Here is an 18890-nt window from a genome sequence, read left to right on the forward strand (position 1 = left end):
GTGCGAGACCTCCACACCCTTCGGCACACCCGTCGAACCCGACGTATACATCACATAAGCCAGATCACTTCCGGACACCGGCACCACCAACTCGCCGGCAGCCGGCTCAGGGGAAGTCACCGTCACATCGACATCCGCCAAAACCGCGTCGATCCGCGCCCGCGGCCACCCGGCGTCCACCGGCACGAACGCCGCACCCGACTTCGCCACACCCAACAACACCGCGACCAGATCCGCCGACCGGTCCAACACCACACCCACCCGGCCACCACGAGACACACCACGCCCAGCAAGACCCGCCGCAATCCGACCCGACAGCATGTCCAACTCGGCATACGAAAGAACCCTCGTGCCATCGACCACCGCGACCGCATCCGGAGTACGCGCCACCTGAGCGGCGAAAAGCTCCACCAGCGACACACCCGGCACCGGACGCGACGTCTCGTTCCACTCGCCGACCACCCGCGAACGCTCGGCCGGATCGAGCACCACCACCCGGCTCAACGGCGCCGTCGGGACGGCCGCCACCTGGTCGAGCACCCGTGCGAGGCGGGCCGCCAGGGTCCGCGCGGTCTCCTCATCGAACAGGTCGGCCGCGAACAGGAGCACGCCGCCCATCCCGGACGGCTCGCCGGCGCCGTCCCGGTGCTCGACCAGCGTCACCGAGAGGTCGAACCGGGCCGTCGTCTCGTCCTGGGCGAGGACCGAGCCGATCCGCAGGCCGGGCAGTTCCAGGCCGGCCGGCGCGGCGTTCTGCAGGGCGAACATGACCTGGAAGAGCGGGTTGCGGGAGAGCGAGCGCTCCGGGTTGAGCACCTCGACCAGCTTCTCGAACGGCAGATCCTGATGCGCGTACGCCGCGAGATCGGTCTCCCGCACCCGGCCGAGCAGCTCACCGAAGGTGGGGTCGCCGTCCAGCCGGGTCCGCAGCACCAGGGTGTTGACGAAGAAACCGGCCAGATCGTCCAGGGCCGCGTCGCCCCGGCCCGCCGTCGCCGTGCCGATCGGGATGTCGGTGCCCGCGCCGAGCCGGTGCAGCAGCGTGACCAGGGCGGCGTGACCAACCATGAACAGCGTGGTCCCACTCTGCTGGGCCAGGTCGATCAGCCGGCGGTGGGTCTCCGCGGACACCTCGATCGGGACGGTGCCGCCTCGGAACGAGGAGACCGCCGGGCGCGGGCGATCGGCGGGCAGCGCGACCTCTTCGGGCACGCCGGCGAGCTCCGTCCGCCAGTAGTCCAGCTGGCCGGTGATCAGGCTCTCCGGGTCGTCCAGGTCACCGAGGACCTCACGCTGCCAGAGGGCGTAGTCGGCGTACTGCACCGGCAGCGGCGGGCGATGGGCGGTGTCGCCCTGCCGCCGGGCCGCGTAGGCGGTGCTCAGGTCGGCGGAGAGCACGCCCATCGACCAGCCGTCCACCGCGATGTGGTGCGCCACCAGCAGCAACACGTGCTCGTCCGGGCCGCTCCGCAACAGCCACGCCCGCCAGGGCAGGTCCGTCGCCAGATCGAAGCCCTGCCTCGCCAGCTCGGCCAGTCGCACCGGGATCTCCGTCTCGGGCGCCTCGACCACGGTCAGCGCGGGACGGCCCCCGGCACCCTCCACGATCCGCTGGTACGGCGTGCCGTCAACGGCCGGGAAGACCGTCCGCAGACTCTCGTGCCGGCCGGCCACGTCACCCAGCGCCGCCTCCAGGGCCGCGACGTCCAGGTCGCCGGAGATCCGCAGGGCCAGGGGCATGTTGTAGGCCGCGCCGTCCAGCCGGTTGAGGAACCACATCCGCTGCTGGGCGTAGGAGAGCGGCAGGATCTCGGGCCGTGGGCGGGCGGTCAGCGCCGGGCGCACCACGCCGGCCAGTTCGCCGACGATCCGGGCCAGGCCGGCGGGGGTGGGGTCGGCGAAGAGGGCACGGACGCCGACCTCGGCGCCGAGCACCGCGCGGATCCGGGCGGCCAGCCGCATCGCCGCGAGGCTGTCGCCGCCGAGCGCGAAGAAGGAGGCGTCCGCGGCGACGCCGCCCCGGCCGAGGACCTCGGCGAAGAGCCCGCAGAGGATCTCCTCGGTGGCGGTGGCCGGGCCACGGCCGCTCACCCCGTCGAGGCCGGGATCCGGCAGGGCGGCCCGGTCGAGCTTGCCGTTGACGGTCAACGGCAACGCGTCCAGGCCGATGATCGCCGAGGGCACCATGTAGTCCGGCAACACCGCGGCCGCGTGCTCCCGCAGGCCCTCGGTTCCGCCGACGACGTAGGCGATCAGGCGGTCGTCTCGGACCAGCACGGCGGCCTGGGAGACGTCGGGGTGACCGAGAAGGATCGCCTCGACCTCACCCGGCTCCACCCGGAACCCACGAATCTTCACCTGATCATCGACCCGGCCCGCGAAATGCAGAACACCATCACGATCACGGCGGGCCAGGTCACCGGTGCGATACATCCGCCCACCACCGAACGGACACGCCACAAACCGTGACGCCGTCATCGCCAGCCTGGCCACATAACCGCGAGCAACACCGGCACCGCAGATGTAGACCTCACCCGTCACACCGGGCGGGACCGGCTGCAGGAACTCGTCCAGAACGAACACTCGCTCGTGAGCGAGCGGGACACCGATCGGCGGCGCACCCTCCCCAGGAGAGAGCCGTACCGCTGTCGTGATCACCGTGTCCTCGGTCGGACCATAGGTGTTCCACACCACCGCCTGAGACAGCCACCGATTCGCCAAGTCGGCACTCAGCCGCTCAGCGCCCAGCACCCAGGTCACGACACCCGGCACCGCCGCCGGGTCGAGGACCGAGAGCAGGGAAGGCACCACACTCGCGGCCGTCACCCCCGAGTCACGGATCATCTCGGCCAGCAGCGCAGGGTCGGTGCGCTCCTCCGCCGAAGCGATCACCAACGTGCCACCCGAACCCAGCGTCACCGCCAGGTCCAACACCGCCGCGTCGAAACTGAACGCCGCGAACTGCAACACCGTCTCACCCAGGCCCAGAACCGGACCCATACCATCGATCAACGCGGCCACACTCGCGTGCTCGACCGCCACACCCTTCGGACGACCCGTCGAACCCGACGTATAAATCACATAGGCAAGGTGATCCCCGGCCGGCAGCGGGAACGCCTGCGACGACTCGGCATCATCCGGGACCAACAACGGCAGATCACCGAACGCACGATCACCGACGACCGCACGCACACCCGCATCAGCCACGATGAAATCGAGACGATCCTGCGGATACGCAAGATCAAGCGGCACCCACGCCGCACCCGCCTTCCACACCGCCAACTGAGCCACGACCACCTCGACACCGCGAGGCAGACAGATACCAACCCGGTCCTCAACACCGACACCAAGAGCGATCAAACGCGACGCCAGAGCATTCGCACGCGCGTCCAGAACACCGTACGAAAGAGAAGAAGAACCGAAACGCAAAGCTAAAGCTGACCGATCCTGAACAGCAAAACGCTCCAAGAAAGACACCCCGACAGGGGTGCCGGAAAGCGACGACACCACCAGATCACGCTCGGTCGGCGTCAGGACCGCGATCTCACTCAGACGACGCGACGGATCCTCGGCGACCTGCTCCAGCACCCGCGCCAGACGGTCCGCCATCGATCGGGCGGTCTCCTCGTCGAACAGATCGGTGGCGTAGAGGATGCTGCCGTGCAGGCCGGCGGGCGTACCGTCCTCCGCGCGGCGCTCACCGAACGTCACCGACAGGTCGAACTTGGCGGCCGCCCACCCCTCCTGCTCCCGCGCGGGCATCACCCGCAGGCCGGGCAGCTCCCACTCCCCGGTGGCGGCCGGCGGGTTCTGCACGGCGAGCATGACCTGGAAGAGCGGGTTGCGCGCCAGGGAACGCTCCGGGTTGAGCACCTCGACGAGCTTCTCGAACGGCAGATCCTGATGCGCGTACGCCGCGAGATCGGTCTCCCGGACCCGCCCCAGCAACTCGCCGAAGGTGGGGTCGCCGTCCAGCCGGGTCCGCAGCACCAGGGTGTTGACGAAGAAGCCGGCCAGATCGTCCAGCGCCGCGTCGCCCCGGCCCGCCGTCGCCGTGCCGATCGGGATGTCGGTGCCCGCGCCGAGCCGGGAGAGCAGCACCGCCAGCGCGGCCTGCGCCACCATGAAGAGCGTGGTCCCGCTGCGCTGGGCCAGTTCGAGCAGGTGGGCATGCACGCCGGCGCCCGTCTCGACCGGGACGGTGCCGCCGCGGAAGGTCGAGGCCGCCGGGCGCGGGCGGTCGGCCGGGACGGCCAGTTCCTCCGGCGCCCCGGCCAGGGTCTCCTGCCAGAAGGCGAGCTGACCATTGATCATGCTCGCCGGGTCGTCCAGGTCGCCGAGAACCTCGCGCTGCCAGAGGGCGTAGTCGGCGTACTGCACCGGCAGCGGCTCCCACTCCGGCGTCGTGTCACGGCAGCGGGCGGCATAGGCGACGGCGATCTCGCGACCGATGATGCCCATCGACCAGCCGTCCACCGCGATGTGGTGCGCCACCAGCAGCAGCACATGCTCGCCCGGGCCGTCCGCCAGCAGCCAGGCACGCCACGGCAGCTCGGTGGCGAGATCGAAACCGCGAGCGGCCAGGGCCGCCATTCCGCCGGCCGCCGCGTGGTTCAGCGAGGGGCGCGCCGCCTGGCCGTTCAGGATTTTCTGGTACGCGGTACCGCCGTCGACCGGGAAGATCGTCCGCAGGCTCTCGTGCCGGTCGGCCACGTCACCGAGCGCCGCTTCCAGGGCCGCGACGTCGAGCTCGCCGGACATGCGCAGGGCCAGGGGCAGGTGGTAGGCGGCGCCGTCCAGCCGGTTGAGGAACCACATCCGCTGCTGCGCGTAGGAGAGCGGCAGGATCCCGGGCCGGGGACGGGCGGTCAGCGGGGGTCGCGGCGTACCGGAGAGGTCGCCGACCTGGCGGGCCACCCCGGCCACGGTCGGGTCGGTGAAGAGGGCGCGGATGCCGACCTCGGCGCCGAGCACCGCGCGGATCCGGGCGACCAGCCGCATCGCCGCGAGGCTGTCGCCGCCGAGCGCGAAGAACGAGGCCTCCGGATCGACCACGGTGGCGCCGAGCACCTCGCCGAAGAGTCCGCAGAGGACCTCCTCGACCGGGGTGGCGGGACCGCGGGCCGCGGTCGCGTCCCGTCCGGGTGCGGGCAGGGCCGCGCGGTCGAGCTTGCCGTTGACCGTCAGCGGCAGCGCGTCGAGGGCGACGATCGCGGGGATCATGTAGTCGGGCAGGTTCGCCGCCGCGTGCTCCCGCAGGCCCTCGGTTCCGCCGACGACGTAGGCGACCAGGCGGTCGTCGCGGACCAGCACGGCGGCCTGGGAGACGTCGGGGTGACCGAGAAGGATCGCCTCGACCTCACCCGGCTCCACCCGGAAACCACGAATCTTCACCTGATCATCGACCCGGCCCGCGAAATGCAGAACACCATCACGATCACGGCGGGCCAGGTCACCGGTGCGATACATCCGCCCCCCGAAGGGTGAGGCGACGAACCGTTCCGCCGTCATCCCCGGACGAGCGACATAACCGCGGGCCACACCCGGACCCTCGATATAGACCTCGCCGGTGACGCCCGGCGGGACCGGCTGCAGGAACTCGTCCAGAACGAACACTCGTTCATGAGCGAGCGGGACACCGATCGGCGGGGCCACCGAATCCGGGGACAACCGCACCGCCGTCGTGATCACCGTGTCCTCAGTCGGACCATACGTGTTCCACACCACCGCCTGAGACAGCCACCGATTCGCCAAGTCAGCACTCAGCCGCTCGGCGCCCAGAACCCAGTTCGCAACCCCCGGCACCGCCGCCGGGTCGAGGACCGAGAGCAGGGACGGCACCACACTCGCCGCCGTCACGCCGCAGGAGCGGATCATCTCGGCCAGCAGCGCAGGATCGGTGCGCTCCTCCGCCGAAGCGATCACCAACGTGCCACCCGAACCCAGCGTCACGGCCAGGTCCAGGACCGCCGCGTCGAAACTGAACGCCGCGAACTGCAACACCGTCTCACCCAGGCCCAGAACCGGACCCATACCGTCAATCAAAGCGGCCACGCTCGCGTGCTCGACCGCCACACCCTTCGGACGACCCGTCGAACCCGACGTGTAAATCACATAGGCAAGGTGATCCCCGGCCGGCAGCGGAAACTCCTGCGACGACTCGGCATCATCCGGGACCAGCAACGGCAGATCACCGAACGCACGATCACCGATGACCGCACGCACACCCGCATCAGCCACGATGAAATCGAGACGATCCTGCGGATACGCGAGATCAAGCGGCACCCACGCCGCACCGGCCTTCCACACCGCCAACTGAGCGACGATCACCTCGATGCCGCGAGGCAGACAGATACCGACCCGGTCCTCGACACCGACACCGAGAGCGGTCAAACGCGACGCCAGAGCATTCGCACGCGCGTCCAGAACACCGTACGAGAGAGAAGAAGAACCGAAACGCAAAGCTAAAGCTGACCGATCCTGAACAGCAAAACGCTCCAAGAAAGACACCCCGACAGGGGTGCCGGAAGGCGACGACACCACCAGATCACGCTCGGTGTGGTCCAGGAGGTCGAGGTCGCCGAGGTGTCGGGACGGGTCCTCGGCGATCTGCGCCAGCACGCGACCGAAGCGGGTGGCCAGGGCGCGCGCGGTCTCCTCGTCGAACAGGTCGGTGGCGTAGAGCAGGCCACCGATCAGGCCCGCCGGGGCGCCCCTCTCGTCGCGGCGCTCGGAGAGGGTGACCGCGAGATCGAACTGGGCGGCCGGCGCGGATCCGGGCAGTGGACTGGTCTCCAGGCCGTCCAGGGACCAGCCCGGCTCGGTGGCCGCGCGGTTCTGCACGGTGAGCGAGACCTGGAAGAGCGGATGACGGCCCAGCATCCGGTCGGGGTTGAGCTCCTCGACGAGGCGCTCGAAGGGCAGGTCCTGGTGGGCGTAGGCGGCCAGGTCGGTCCGGCGCACCCGGGCGAGCAGCTCGGCCGCGCTCGGGTCGCCGCTCGCGTCGGTGCGCAGCACCAGGGTGTTGACGAAGAAACCGGCCAGATCGTCCAGGGCCGCGTCGCCCCGGCCCGCGACGACCGTGCCGATCGGCAGGTCCGCACCGGCGCCGAGCCGGGCCAGCAGCATGGCGAGCGCGGTCTGGGCGACCATGAACATGGTGGCGCCGCCGGTCCGGGCCAGCGCGATCAGGCCCTCGTGGGTCCGCGCGTCCACCTCGACCGGCACCGAGGCGCCACGGAACGAGGAGACGGCCGGGCGGGGCCGGTCGGCCGGGAGGGTGAGCTCCGGCGGGGCGCCCGCGAGCGTCTCCTGCCAGTGGGCGAGTTGCGCGCTCAGCGGCGCGCCCGGGTCGTCCAGGTCGCCGAGGACGTCGCGCTGCCAGAGGGCGTAGTCGGCGTACTGCACCGGCAACGGCGCCCAGGCGGGGGCGCGGCCGGCGCGGCGGGCGGCGTAGGCGGCGCCGAGGTCGCGGGTGAGCACCCCGACCGACCAGCCGTCGCCCGCGATGTGGTGCACCGCGACGGCGAGCACCGCGTCGTCGGGGGCGAGCCGCAGCACGGCGGCCCGCCAGGGGAGCTCGGTGGCGACGTCGAAGGTGCGGCGCAGGAACTCGTCGACCCGCTCGGTCAGCTCGGCGGGGCGTACGTCGAGCACGGTCAGCGGCGGCCGCCCGTCGGCTCCGGCACGGATGTGCTGGCGGGGTGTGCCGCCCTGGTCCGGGAAGACGGTGCGCAGGCTCTCATGCCGGTCGGCGACGTCGCCCAGGGCCGCCGTCAGCGCGGCCGTGTCGAGCGGGCCGCGCAGCCGCAGCGTGAGCGGCATCGTGTACGCGGCACCCTCGCCGGCGCCTTCGAGCCGGTTGAGGAACCACATCCGCTGCTGGGCGAAGGAGAGCGGGATCGTCGCGGGCCGCTCCCGCGGGGTCAGCGCGGGCCGGGCGGCACCCGACTGCTCGCCGACGAGCCGGGCCAGGCCGGCCGCGGTGGGGGTCTCGAAGAGCGTGCCGATCGCGATCTCGGCGTTCAGGACGGCCCGGATCCGGGCGATCAGCCGGGCGCCGAGCAGCGAGTCGCCGCCCAGGTCGAAGAAGGAGGCGTCGGCACCGACCCGGTTCAGGCCGAGGTACTCGGCGAAGAGCGCGCAGAGGATCTGCTCGGCCGGGGTCACCGGCTCCCGGCCACCCACGACCCGGCCGGCCGCGGGGTCGGGCAGCGCGTCCCGGTCCACCTTGCCGTTGACGGTCACCGGCAGCGCGTCCAGCACCACCACCGCAGACGGCACCATGTGCTCCGGCAACCGCTCGGCGACATGCTCCCGCAACCCGCCACCGTCGGCCACACCCACCACATAGGCCAGCAACCGGTCGTCCCGCACCACCACAACCGCCTGCGACACACCCTCATGACCGGTCAGCACGGCTTCGATCTCGCCGGGCTCGATCCGGAACCCACGCACCTTCACCTGATCATCCGCACGACCCGCGAAATACAGATCCCCCGCCGCGTCCCACCACACAAGGTCCCCGGTCCGATACATCCGGCCACCACCGAACGGACACGCCACGAACCGCGAGGCAGTCAGACCCGGACGGTCGAGATAGCCCTGCGCCACATTCGGGCCGGCCACATACAACTCACCCCGCACACCCACCGGCACCGGACGCAGGAACTCATCCAGCACGAACACCCGCACATTCGCCACCGGACGACCAATCGGCGCCCGGCTCTCCAACGGGGCACTCATCGCCGCGCACACCGTCGTCTCCGTCGGACCATAAGCATTGACCAACCGACGATCCGACCAACGCTCCACCAGGGCGGGCGGGCACGCCTCACCGGCCACGACCAAGGTCCGCACCGACGACGGCAGATCGGACACCGTCGCGAGAAGAGATGGCGGCACCGTCACATGCGACACGCCGTAACGAGCCAGCACCTCCGACAGGTCGCCACGCGGCGGCAACTCGGTCGGATCAGCAACCACCAGAGCGGCACCGGAGACCAGAGCCATCAACAGCTCAGACACCGCGGCATCGAAACTCGGCGACGCCAACTGCAACACCCGCGCCTCAGCATCCACAGCAAACCGGTCGACCTGCGCCGCAGCCAGATTCGCCAACCCCCGATGCGGCACCACCACACCCTTCGGACGCCCCGTCGAACCCGACGTATAAATCACATACGCAGGCAGATCCAAAACAGTCACCGGCGGCACGACACCGACCGGTAGGTCATCCCAGCCCTCCGCGGTGACCACCAGACGAGGAACCGCATCCGCCAACAGAAAATCGATCCGCTCCTGGGGATACGACAGATCCACCGGGACGAACGCCGCACCAGCCTTGGAGACCCCCAGCCAGAACGCGAACAACTCCAGCGAACGCGGCACCATCACCGCCACCCGATCACCCGGCCGCACACCACGCCGCACCAACTCCGCAGCGATCCGCGACGAACGATCATCCAACTCCGCGAACGTCCACGAACGATCAGCACCCACCAGCGCCACCGACCCCGGAAAACGCGCCACCGAACGCGCCAACAACTCCGGCAACGTGCCCCACTCCACCGGACACACCGTGGCGTTCCGAGCGATCAGCAGGTCGTCGCGCTCGGCGTCGGTCAGCAGGGTGAGCGCGCTGAGCCGCACCTCGGGGTCGGCGGCGACCTGCCGCAGGACGCGCACCAGGTGCTCGCCCAGGGCGCGCGCGGTCGCCTCGTCGAAGAGGTCGGCCGAGTACATCAGGCCGCCGGCGATCCCGGCCGGGTCGCCGGCCTCGTCGCGGTGCTCCGCCAGGTTCAGCGAGAGGTCGACCCGGGCCGCGGCCGCGCTCGGCGGGATCGCGGCGGCCCGCACGCCCGGCAGCGTCCACTCGGCACCGGGCAGCGACTGCAGGGTGAGCATCACCTGGAAGAGCGGGTGCCGGCTCAGCGAGCGGACCGGGTTCAGCTCCTCGACCAGCCGCTCGAACGGGACGTCCTGGTGGCCGTACGCGGCCAGGTCGGTCTCCCGGATCCTGGCGAGCAGCTCGGTGAACCCGGGGTCGCCGCCGATGTCGGCGCGCAGCACCAGGGTGTTGACGAAGAAACCGGCCAGGCCCTCGATCGCGGCGTCGCCCCGGCCCGCGACGGCCGTGCCGACCGGGATGTCGGTGCCGGCGCCGGAGCGGGTGAGCAGGGCGGCGAGCGCGGCGTGCACGACCATGAACATGGTGGCGTGGCCGCGCCGGGCCAGCGCGACGAGCCCGGCGTGAGTCTCCGCGTCCACCTCGACCGGGATCGCGCCGCCCCGGAAGGTGGCGGTCGCCGGGCGGGGCCGGTCGGTGGGCAGGGTCAGCTCCGCCGGGAGGCCGGCGAGCCGGTCCCGCCAGTGGCCGAGCTGCCGGCTGATCCGGCTCGCCGGGTCGTCCAGGTCGCCGAGGACCGCGCGCTGCCAGAGGGCGTAGTCGGCGTACTGCACCGGCAGCGGCGCCCAGGTGGGTGCCGCACCGTCGAGCCGGGCCCGGTACGCCTCCCGCAGGTCGCCGAGGACGATGCCGAGGGACTGGCCGTCGACGGCGATGTGGTGCGCGACGATCAGCAGCACGTGCTCGCCCGGTCCGGTCGCGAAGAGCCGGGCCCGCCACGGCAGGCCGGTGTCCAGGTCGAACCGTTCCCGGGTGGCCGCGTCGAGGGCGTCCTCCAGCAGCTCCTCGGTGACCGCCGCGACCGGCAGAGCGGGATGCCCGGCCGCTCCGGTGAGCACCACCTGGTGCGGCTCGCCGTCGGTGACCGGGAAGACCGTGCGCAGGCTCTCGTGCCGGTCGGCGACGTCGGCCAGGGCGGCGAGGAGCGCGTCCCGGTCCAGGTCGCCGGTGAGCCGGTAGCGCAGCGGCAGGTTGTAGGGCGCCTCGGTGGCGCCGCCCTCGCCCTCCAGGCGGTCGGCGAACCAGAGCCGGCGCTGGCCGAAGGAGAGGGGCAGCCGGCCGGGCCGGTCCTGGGCGGTGAGCGGGAGCTGTACGTCACCGGCGGCGCCGGCGGCCACCCGGGCCACCCCGGCCGGCGTGGGATCGGCGAAGAGCGCCCGCACGCTCACCTCGGCGCCGAGGACCGCGCGGATCCTGGCGATCAGCCGCATCGCCAGCAGCGAATCGCCGCCGAGGTCGAAGAAGGACGCCTCGGCACCGACCCCGGGCAGGCCGAGAGTCTCGGCGAAGAGGCCGCAGAGCAACTCCTCGGCCGCGGTGGCCGGGCCGCGGCCGGTGGTGTCCACGGCGAACTCCGGCTCGGGCAGCGCGGCCCGGTCCAGCTTGCCGTTGACCGTGACCGGGAGCGCCTCGACGGTCATCACCACGGCCGGCACCAGGTGCTCGGGCAGCCGGGCGGCGAGGTGGGCGCGCAGCGCGGCGCCGTCGGCGGCAGTGCCGTCGGCGGCCGGGACCACGTAGCCGACCAGGCGTTTCTCGCCGGGCCGGTCCTCGCGGACCACGACGGCGGCCCGGTCCACGGCGGGATGCGCGGCGAGCGCGACCTCGATCTCGCCGGGCTCCACCCGGAACCCGCGGATCTTCACCTGCTCGTCGGCGCGCCCGACCACCACCAGCCGACCGTCGTGGGTCCAGCGGGCCAGGTCGCCGGTGCGGTACATGCGCTCGCCCGCCGCGGCGGGCCCGGCCGGGCCGGCGAGCGGGCAGGCGACGAACCGTTCGGCGGTGAGCGCGCGCCGGTCCACGTAGCCGCGGGCCAGCTGCGGCCCGGCCAGGTACAGCTCACCGGTGACACCGGCGGGCGCAGGGCACAGGTAGTCGTCGAGGACGAAGACCTGGACGTTCTCCAGCGGGCGGCCGATCGGCACGGCGCCGTCGTCCTCGATCGCCCCGGAGAGCGGGTCGCTCAGCGTCACGCAGACGGTCGCCTCGGTCGGGCCGTACGCGTTCAGCAGGCGACGGCCCGCCGACCAGCGCCGCACCGTCGACGGCGGGCAGACCTCGCCCGCGACCGCCACGGTGTGCACCGAGTCCGGCAGGTCGCCGGCGGCGGCGAGCACCGACGGCGGCACGGTCAGGTGGGTCACGCCGTACTCGGCGGCGACCTCGGCGAGCGAGCCGTACGGCGGGAGCAGGTCGCCGTCGACCATCACCAGGGCGGCGCCGGCGGTCAGGGCGGTGCAGAACTCCGCGAACGCCGCGTCGAAGCTGGGCGAGGCGAACTGCAGGAACCGCTCCCCCGGACGGGCGCCGAACCGGTCCGCGTGCCCGGCCGCGAGGCTGCCCACCCCGGCGTGGGTGACCAGCACGCCCTTCGGTGTGCCGGTCGACCCCGAGGTGTGGATGACGTAGGCGGGGTGGGTGAGCCGCAGCGGCATCCGGCGGTCGGCGTCGGAGGGCGCCGTCTCCGGACGTCCGGCGAGCGCCGCGGTCACCTCCGGGGAGCCGTACACCAGGGACGCCGTCGCCCGGTCGCCGAGCAGGGCGGCGGTGCCGGGCGTGCCGATGGTCAGCACCGGGCGGACGTCGGCGAGCAGGAACGCGATCCGCTCGGCGGGGTAGCGCGGGTCGACCGGCACGTATCCGGCGCCGGCCTTGGTGACGGCGAGCAGCACGGCCATCAGCTCGGGCGAACGTTCCATCAGGACCGCGACCAGGTCGCCGGGGCCCGCGCCGCGGGCGATCAGCTCGTGGGCCAGCCGGTTGGCGGTCCGGTCCAGCTCGCGGTAGGTCCAGGTGCGGTCGCGGCCGATCAGGGCGGCTGCTTCGGGCGTACGCGTCACCTGGGCCTCGAAGAGCTGCGCGAGGGTGCCCTCGGGCACCGTGCGCGCGGTGGAGTTCCACTCCTCGACGACCGTGGTCCGCTCCGCCTCGCCGAGCAGCTCCAGGTGGCTGACCCGGACGGCGGGGTCGGCGGCGACCTGGGCGAGGATCCGCTCCAGGCGACCGGCCAGGGCGCGCACCGTCGCCTCGTCGAACAGCTCGGTGGCGTAGCAGACGATGCCGCCGAGACCGGCCGGGCCGCCCGCGTCGTCACGGAGCTCGGTCAGGTCGAAGGAGAGGTCGAAGCGGGCCGCGAGCGGGCCGGGCGGCACCGGTTGGATCCGCAGACCGGGCAGGTCCCAGTGGCCCGGCGGCACGTTCTGCAGGGTGAGCATGACCTGGAAGAGCGGGTTACGCGAGAGCGAGCGCGACGGGCTCAGCTCGTCGACCAGCTTCTCGAACGGCAGGTCCTGGTGGGCGTACGCGGCCAGGTCCGTCTCCCGGACCTGGGCGAGCAGTTCGGCGAATGTGGGGTCGCCGTCCAGCCGGGTCCGCAGCACCAGGGTGTTGACGAAGAAACCGGTCAGGTCCTCCAGCGCGACGTCGCCGCGGCCGGCGACCACGGTGCCGATCGGGATGTCGGGTCCGGCGCCGTGCCGGGCGAGCAGGACGGCCAGGGCGGCCCGCATGACCATGAACACGGTGGCCCGGCCACGCTGGGCGATCTCCAGGAGCCGGGCGTGCACGTCCGCGCCGACCTCGACGGGGACGGTGGCGCCCGAATACGAGGAGACCGCCGGGCGGGGCCGGTCGGCGGGGAGGGTGAGCTCGTGCGGCGCCCCGGCCAGCGCCTCACGCCAGTAGGCGAGCTGGGCGCCGGTCACACTCCCCGGGTCGCCCGGGTCGCCGAGCACGTCCCGCTGCCAGAGGGCGTAGTCGGCGTACTGGACCGGCAGCGGCCGGAAGTCCGGGGTGGCCGGGCGGACCCGGGCCGCGTACGCGGTGCTCAGGTCCCGGGCGATCACGCCCATCGACCAGCCGTCCACCGCGATGTGGTGGGCGATGATCAGCAGCACGTGCTCGGCCGGGCCGAGGCGGAGCAGCCGGACCCGCCAGGGCAGGTCGACGCTCAGGTCGAAGCCGGCGGCGGAGTGCGCCGCGATCAGCGCCGGGACCCGCTCCTCGCCGGCCTCCACCACGAGCAGCGGCGGCCGGCCGGCCGCATCGTCCAGGACCAGCTGGTACGGCACTCCGTCCCGCTCGGGGAAGATCGTCCGGAGGGTCTCGTGCCGATCGGCGAGGTCGCCGAGCGCGGCCTCCAGGGCGGTCACGTCCAGATCGCCGGTGAGGCGCAGGGCGAGCGGCAGGTTGTACGCGGCGCCGGCGCCCTCGCCGGAGAGGCGGTTGAGGAACCACATCCGCCGCTGGGCGTGGGAGAGCGGGAGCCGCTCGGGACGGGGGCGCGGGGCGAGGGCCTGCCGCGTGCCGGGACCGTCACGGCCGAGCAGCCGGGCCACCTCGGCGGGGGTGGGCTGGGTGAACAGGTCACCGACGCTGATCTCGGCGTCCAGCACCGCACGGACCCGGGCGATCAGCCGCATCGCCAGCAGGGAGTCGCCGCCGAGGTCGAAGAAGGAGTCCTCGGCCCCGATCCAGGCCCGGCCGAGGACCTCGCCGAAGAGGCCGCAGAGGATCTCCTCGATGGGGGTGGCCGCGGCGCGACCACCGGCGGTGCCGGCGAACTCGGGTGCGGGCAGGGCGGCCCGGTCCACCTTGCCGTTCGGGGTGACCGGCAGCGTGCCGAGAGCCACGAAGGCGGCCGGCACCAGATAGTCGGGGAGCCGGGCCGCCGCGTACGCCCGGAGCTCGGCCGGGTCGGCGGCGGGCGCGACGTAGGCGACCAGGCGCCGCTCCCCCGGGTTGTCCTCGCGGGCCAGCACCGCGACCTGGCCCACGCCGGGGTGAGCGGCCAGCACCGCCTCGACCTCGGCCGGCTCGACCCGGTAACCACGGATCTTCACCTGATCGTCGACACGACCCGCGAAGAGCAGGTTCCCGTCACCGTTCCAGCGGGCCAGATCACCGGTGCGATACATCCGCCCACCGTCGAACGGACACGCCACGAACCGCTCGGCGGTCAGTCCCGCCAGTCCCGTGTAGCCACGGGCCAGACCACCACCCGCGACGTACAGCTCACCGGTGACACCGGGCGGGACCGGCTGCAGGAACTCATCCAGCACGAACACCCGCGTGTTGTCCCGAGGACGACCGATCGGCAACACCGAAGGCACCACCGCACCCGGCTCCAACACGAACGTCGTCGCACACAACGTGGTCTCGGTCGGACCGTACAGATGCCGGACCCGCACCCGCGGGTTGGCGGCCATCACCCGCGCGACCGCGCCGACCGGCACCACGTCACCACCGGTCAGCACCTCGCCCACGCCGGAGAGGGAACGCGGCGACTCCTCGGCGACCACCCCGAACAGGCCGGCGGTCACGTGCACCGCCGACAGCTCATGCGTGGTGATCAGGTCGGACAGGGCGCCCGCGTCGACCCGTCCGGCCGGGGCGATCACCACGCGGCCGCCGTGGACCAGCGGCACCCAGAGCTCGTAGGTGGAGGCGTCGAAGGCGTGCGGGGCGTGCAGCAGGATCCGCTCCCGCGCCTCCGGACTCCACCCCGAGTCGGTGATCAGGCCCGCCACCGCTGCGTGCGGGACCTCGACGCCCTTGGGCACACCGGTCGAACCCGACGTGTACATCACGTAGGCCAGATCGTTTCCGGACACCGGCACCACCAGCTCGGTGGCGGCGGGCAGGCCCGGCAGGTCGGCGGCGGTGACCGTCAGGTCGACCCTGGCCAGGACCGCGTCGATCCGCGCCCGCGGCCACCCGGCGTCCACCGGCACGAACGCCGCACCCGACTTCGCGATGCCGAGCAGCACCGCCACCAGGTCCGCCGACCGGTCCAGCACCACGCCCACCCGGCCGCCGCGCGACACACCACGCCCGGCGAGACCCGCGGCGATCCGGCCCGAGAGCGCATCCAGTTCGGCGTACGAGAGAACACGCGCCCCCTCGACCACCGCGACCGCGCCGGGCGTCTCGGCCACCCGGGCGGCGAAGAGCTCCACCAGCGACTCGCCCGGCAGCCGGCGGGCGGTGTCGTTCCACTCGGCGAGCACCCGCGAGCGCTCCGCCGCCGCCAGGGCCGCGACCCGGGCGACCGGCGCCTGCGGGTCCGCCGCGAACTGGCCCAGCACCGCGAGCAGCCGGGCGCCGGCCGCGCGGGCCTGCTCGGCGCTCAGGACGGTGGTCCGGTAGCTGAGCCGCATCCGCAGATCGTCGCCCGCACCCACGACCAGGGAGAGCGGGAAGTTGGTCGACTCACGCATCCCGCCGTCGGTGACCGTCACCGGCCCGGCGGCGGGCGGCGTCTCCGGCTCGCCCGGGAAGTTCTCGAACGCCATCAGCGCGTCGAAGCCGGCGCCCGGTCCTGCCAGCCGCTGGATCTCGGTGAGCCCCAGATGCTGGTGGCCCAGGAGCGCGGACTGCTCGGCCTGCAGGCGGGTGAGCAGCGCCGCCACGGTCTCCGACGGGTCGAGGCGAACCCGGACCGGCACGGTGTTGATGAAGAGACCCAGCATGGCCGCCATGCCCGGCAGGTCACCGGGGCGGCCGGCCACCGCGGCCCCGAAGACCACGTCCCGGCGGCCGGCCAGCTGACCGACGACCAAGCCCCAGGCCGCCTGCACCACGGTGTTGAGGGTCAGGCCGAGGCGGCGCGCGAGAGCGGTCAGCCCGGTCGTCAGCGCCGCGTCGCCGTGGACCAGTTCGGTCGCCGACGAGCCGGGCACGGCCGCGCCCGGGTCTGCCGGGGCGACCAGGGTCGGTTCCTCCAGCCCGGCCAGCGCCCACTGCCACGCCTGCCGGGCGGCGTCCCCGTCCTGCCGTCCGAGCCAGGCGAGGTAGTCGCGGAACGGCGGGACCGCGGGGAGGCCCGCGGTGCTGCCGCCGGCGGCGTAGACGGCCCACAGCTCGCGGATCAGGATCTGCAGCGACCAGCCGTCCAGCAGGATGTGGTGCAGGGTCACCCGCATCTGGTGCCGCTGGGCACCGGTCCGCACCAGCAGCACCCGCAGCAGCGGCGGGGTGTCCAGGTCGAACCGGCGCCCGCGCTCCTCGGCGCCGATCCGCTCCGCCTCCGCCTCGGCCGCCGCCGGGTCCAGCCCGCTCACGTCCGCGTCCCGCCAGGGCAGCTCCACCCGGCGCAGCACCACCTGCACCGGCTCGGGACGGCCCGGCAGCTCCCGGAACCCGGCCCGCAGGCTGGCGTGCCGGGCCAGCAGCGCCTCCCAGGAGCGGCGCAGCACCGCGGCGTCGAGCGGGCCGTCCAGTCCGAGAACGAGTTGCTCGACGTAGACGTCGCCGGTCCGGTCGTACACGCCGTGGAACAGCAGCCCCTGCTGCAGCGGCGACAGCGGCCAAACATCCTCGACCCGTCCCTGCGTCACCGGGTCCCCCTCTCGTCAGCAAGCTCGTTCTCAAGGTCGTCGATCTGGCTCTGGTCGAGGCCGGCCAGCAGGAAGTCGGAGGGCGTGTGCCCGCCGCCGCCCGGTGCGGTGGTGTGCCCGGCCAGGCCGGTGAGCATCGCCGCCCAGCCGTCGGCCAGCGCGCGGGCGTCCCGCTCCGGCAGCGACCGCTCCGGCCAGGCGACCACCAGGGTCAGCTCCGGACCGTCCGGACGTTCGCGCACCACGGCCAGGGTCTCCAGCGCGTGCATCACCGGGTGGTCCCCGGCGCCGCCACCGGACGGGTCGCCCTCCCCCGCCGGTGTCCACTCCCGCTCCCGGGTCCCGGTCGCCGCACCGCCGACCCGGCCCAGGTAGTTGAAGCCGATCCCCGGCGACGGCAGCTCCGCCAGCACGGGCGCCGACTCCGGGTCCAGGCGCCGGAGCAACCCGTGCCCGTGGCCGTCCCCGGGGACCGCCCGCAGCTGCTCCTTGATCCGTTTGACAGCGTCACCGGCGGCCGGGCCACCGGCGCGCACCTCGGCCAGGTCGACCGGGCCGGGGTCGAGACGGACCGGCTGCACCGAGGTGAACCAGCCCACCGTGCGGGACAGGTCCGGCCCGTCCGGGGCACGGCCGTGGCGTTCCCGGTCGATCAGCACCCCGCCACCGGCCGCCCGGCCCCGGGTCCGGCGCCACTCGGTGACCGCGGCGGCCAGGCCGGCCAGCAGCAGGTCGTCGACGCCCGCGTGGAAGGCGGCCGGCGCGGTGGTCAGCAGCGCCCCGGTGACCGGGACGGGGACGCTCACGGTCACCTCGCGCAGGGTGGACGCGACGTCCCTGGCCGGGTCGATGCGCTCCGGCGGGGGCGGTCCGGCCAGCAGGCGGCGCCAGAGCGGCAGCTCCGCGCGGCGGCGGGCGGTCACCGCCTCGGCCGCGAGCGAGCGGGCCCAGTGCCGGAACGGGACCGGCGCCGGCGGGAGCGGGGTTCCGGCGTACGCGGCCGCCAGGTCACCGACGAGGACGCGCAGCGAGACGGCATCGGCCACCAGGTGATGGACGGCGAGCAGGAGGCGGCCCGGGGTGTCCGGCCCGCGGTCGAACCAGACGACCTGCACCATCACGCCGGCCACCGGATCCAGCCTGGAGATCGCGGCCTCGGTCTGCCCGGCCGGATCGGCGGACGCGCCGACCCGGCGTAGCCAGGACTCCGGGGCGGCGCCGCCGGGCTCGGGGACCAGCAGACGCCGCTCCGGCACGACCTCGAGGCGGGCGCGCAGCATGTCGTGGCGGTCGGCGACCCGGCCGAGCGCGGCGGCGAGCGCGTCCCCGGTCAGGCCGGCCGGTACCACGAGCAGGCTGGTCTGCGCCACCGGGCCGATCGCGGCGGCTCCGGTCCGGTCGAGCAGCTCGTGCATGGCAGGGGTGAGCGGCACTTCGCCGACCGGGGAGTCCACGGCCGCCGTGGGACCGGTGGTGGCCTCGGTGGCGACGGCGGCGAGCGCCGCCGGGGTCTGGTGTTCGAAGACCTGCCGGACGGTGATCGCCAGCCCGGCCTTGCGAACGTGGGAGACCAGCAGCATCGACATGATCGAGTCGCCGCCGAGCCCGAAGAACGAACCGTCGGCGGGGACGTCATCCCTGCC

At 73.2% G+C, this 18890-nt stretch carries 2 protein-coding genes; both read right to left on the minus strand.

The genetic code is table 11. The annotated features are described in order from the left end of the window. Positions 1-17247: amino acid adenylation domain-containing protein (locus AB0M08_RS45385; protein WP_364507963.1), on the minus strand; the 17247-nt coding region annotated here is incomplete at its 3' end. Further along, positions 17244-18890 (minus strand): condensation domain-containing protein (locus AB0M08_RS45390; protein ID WP_364507965.1); only part of this gene is annotated, 1647 nt, incomplete at its 5' end. The genes AB0M08_RS45385 and AB0M08_RS45390, both read right to left, overlap by 4 nt.

The organism is Actinoplanes sp. NPDC051851, from assembly GCF_040681165.1.
Taxonomy (GTDB): domain Bacteria; phylum Actinomycetota; class Actinomycetes; order Mycobacteriales; family Micromonosporaceae; genus Actinoplanes.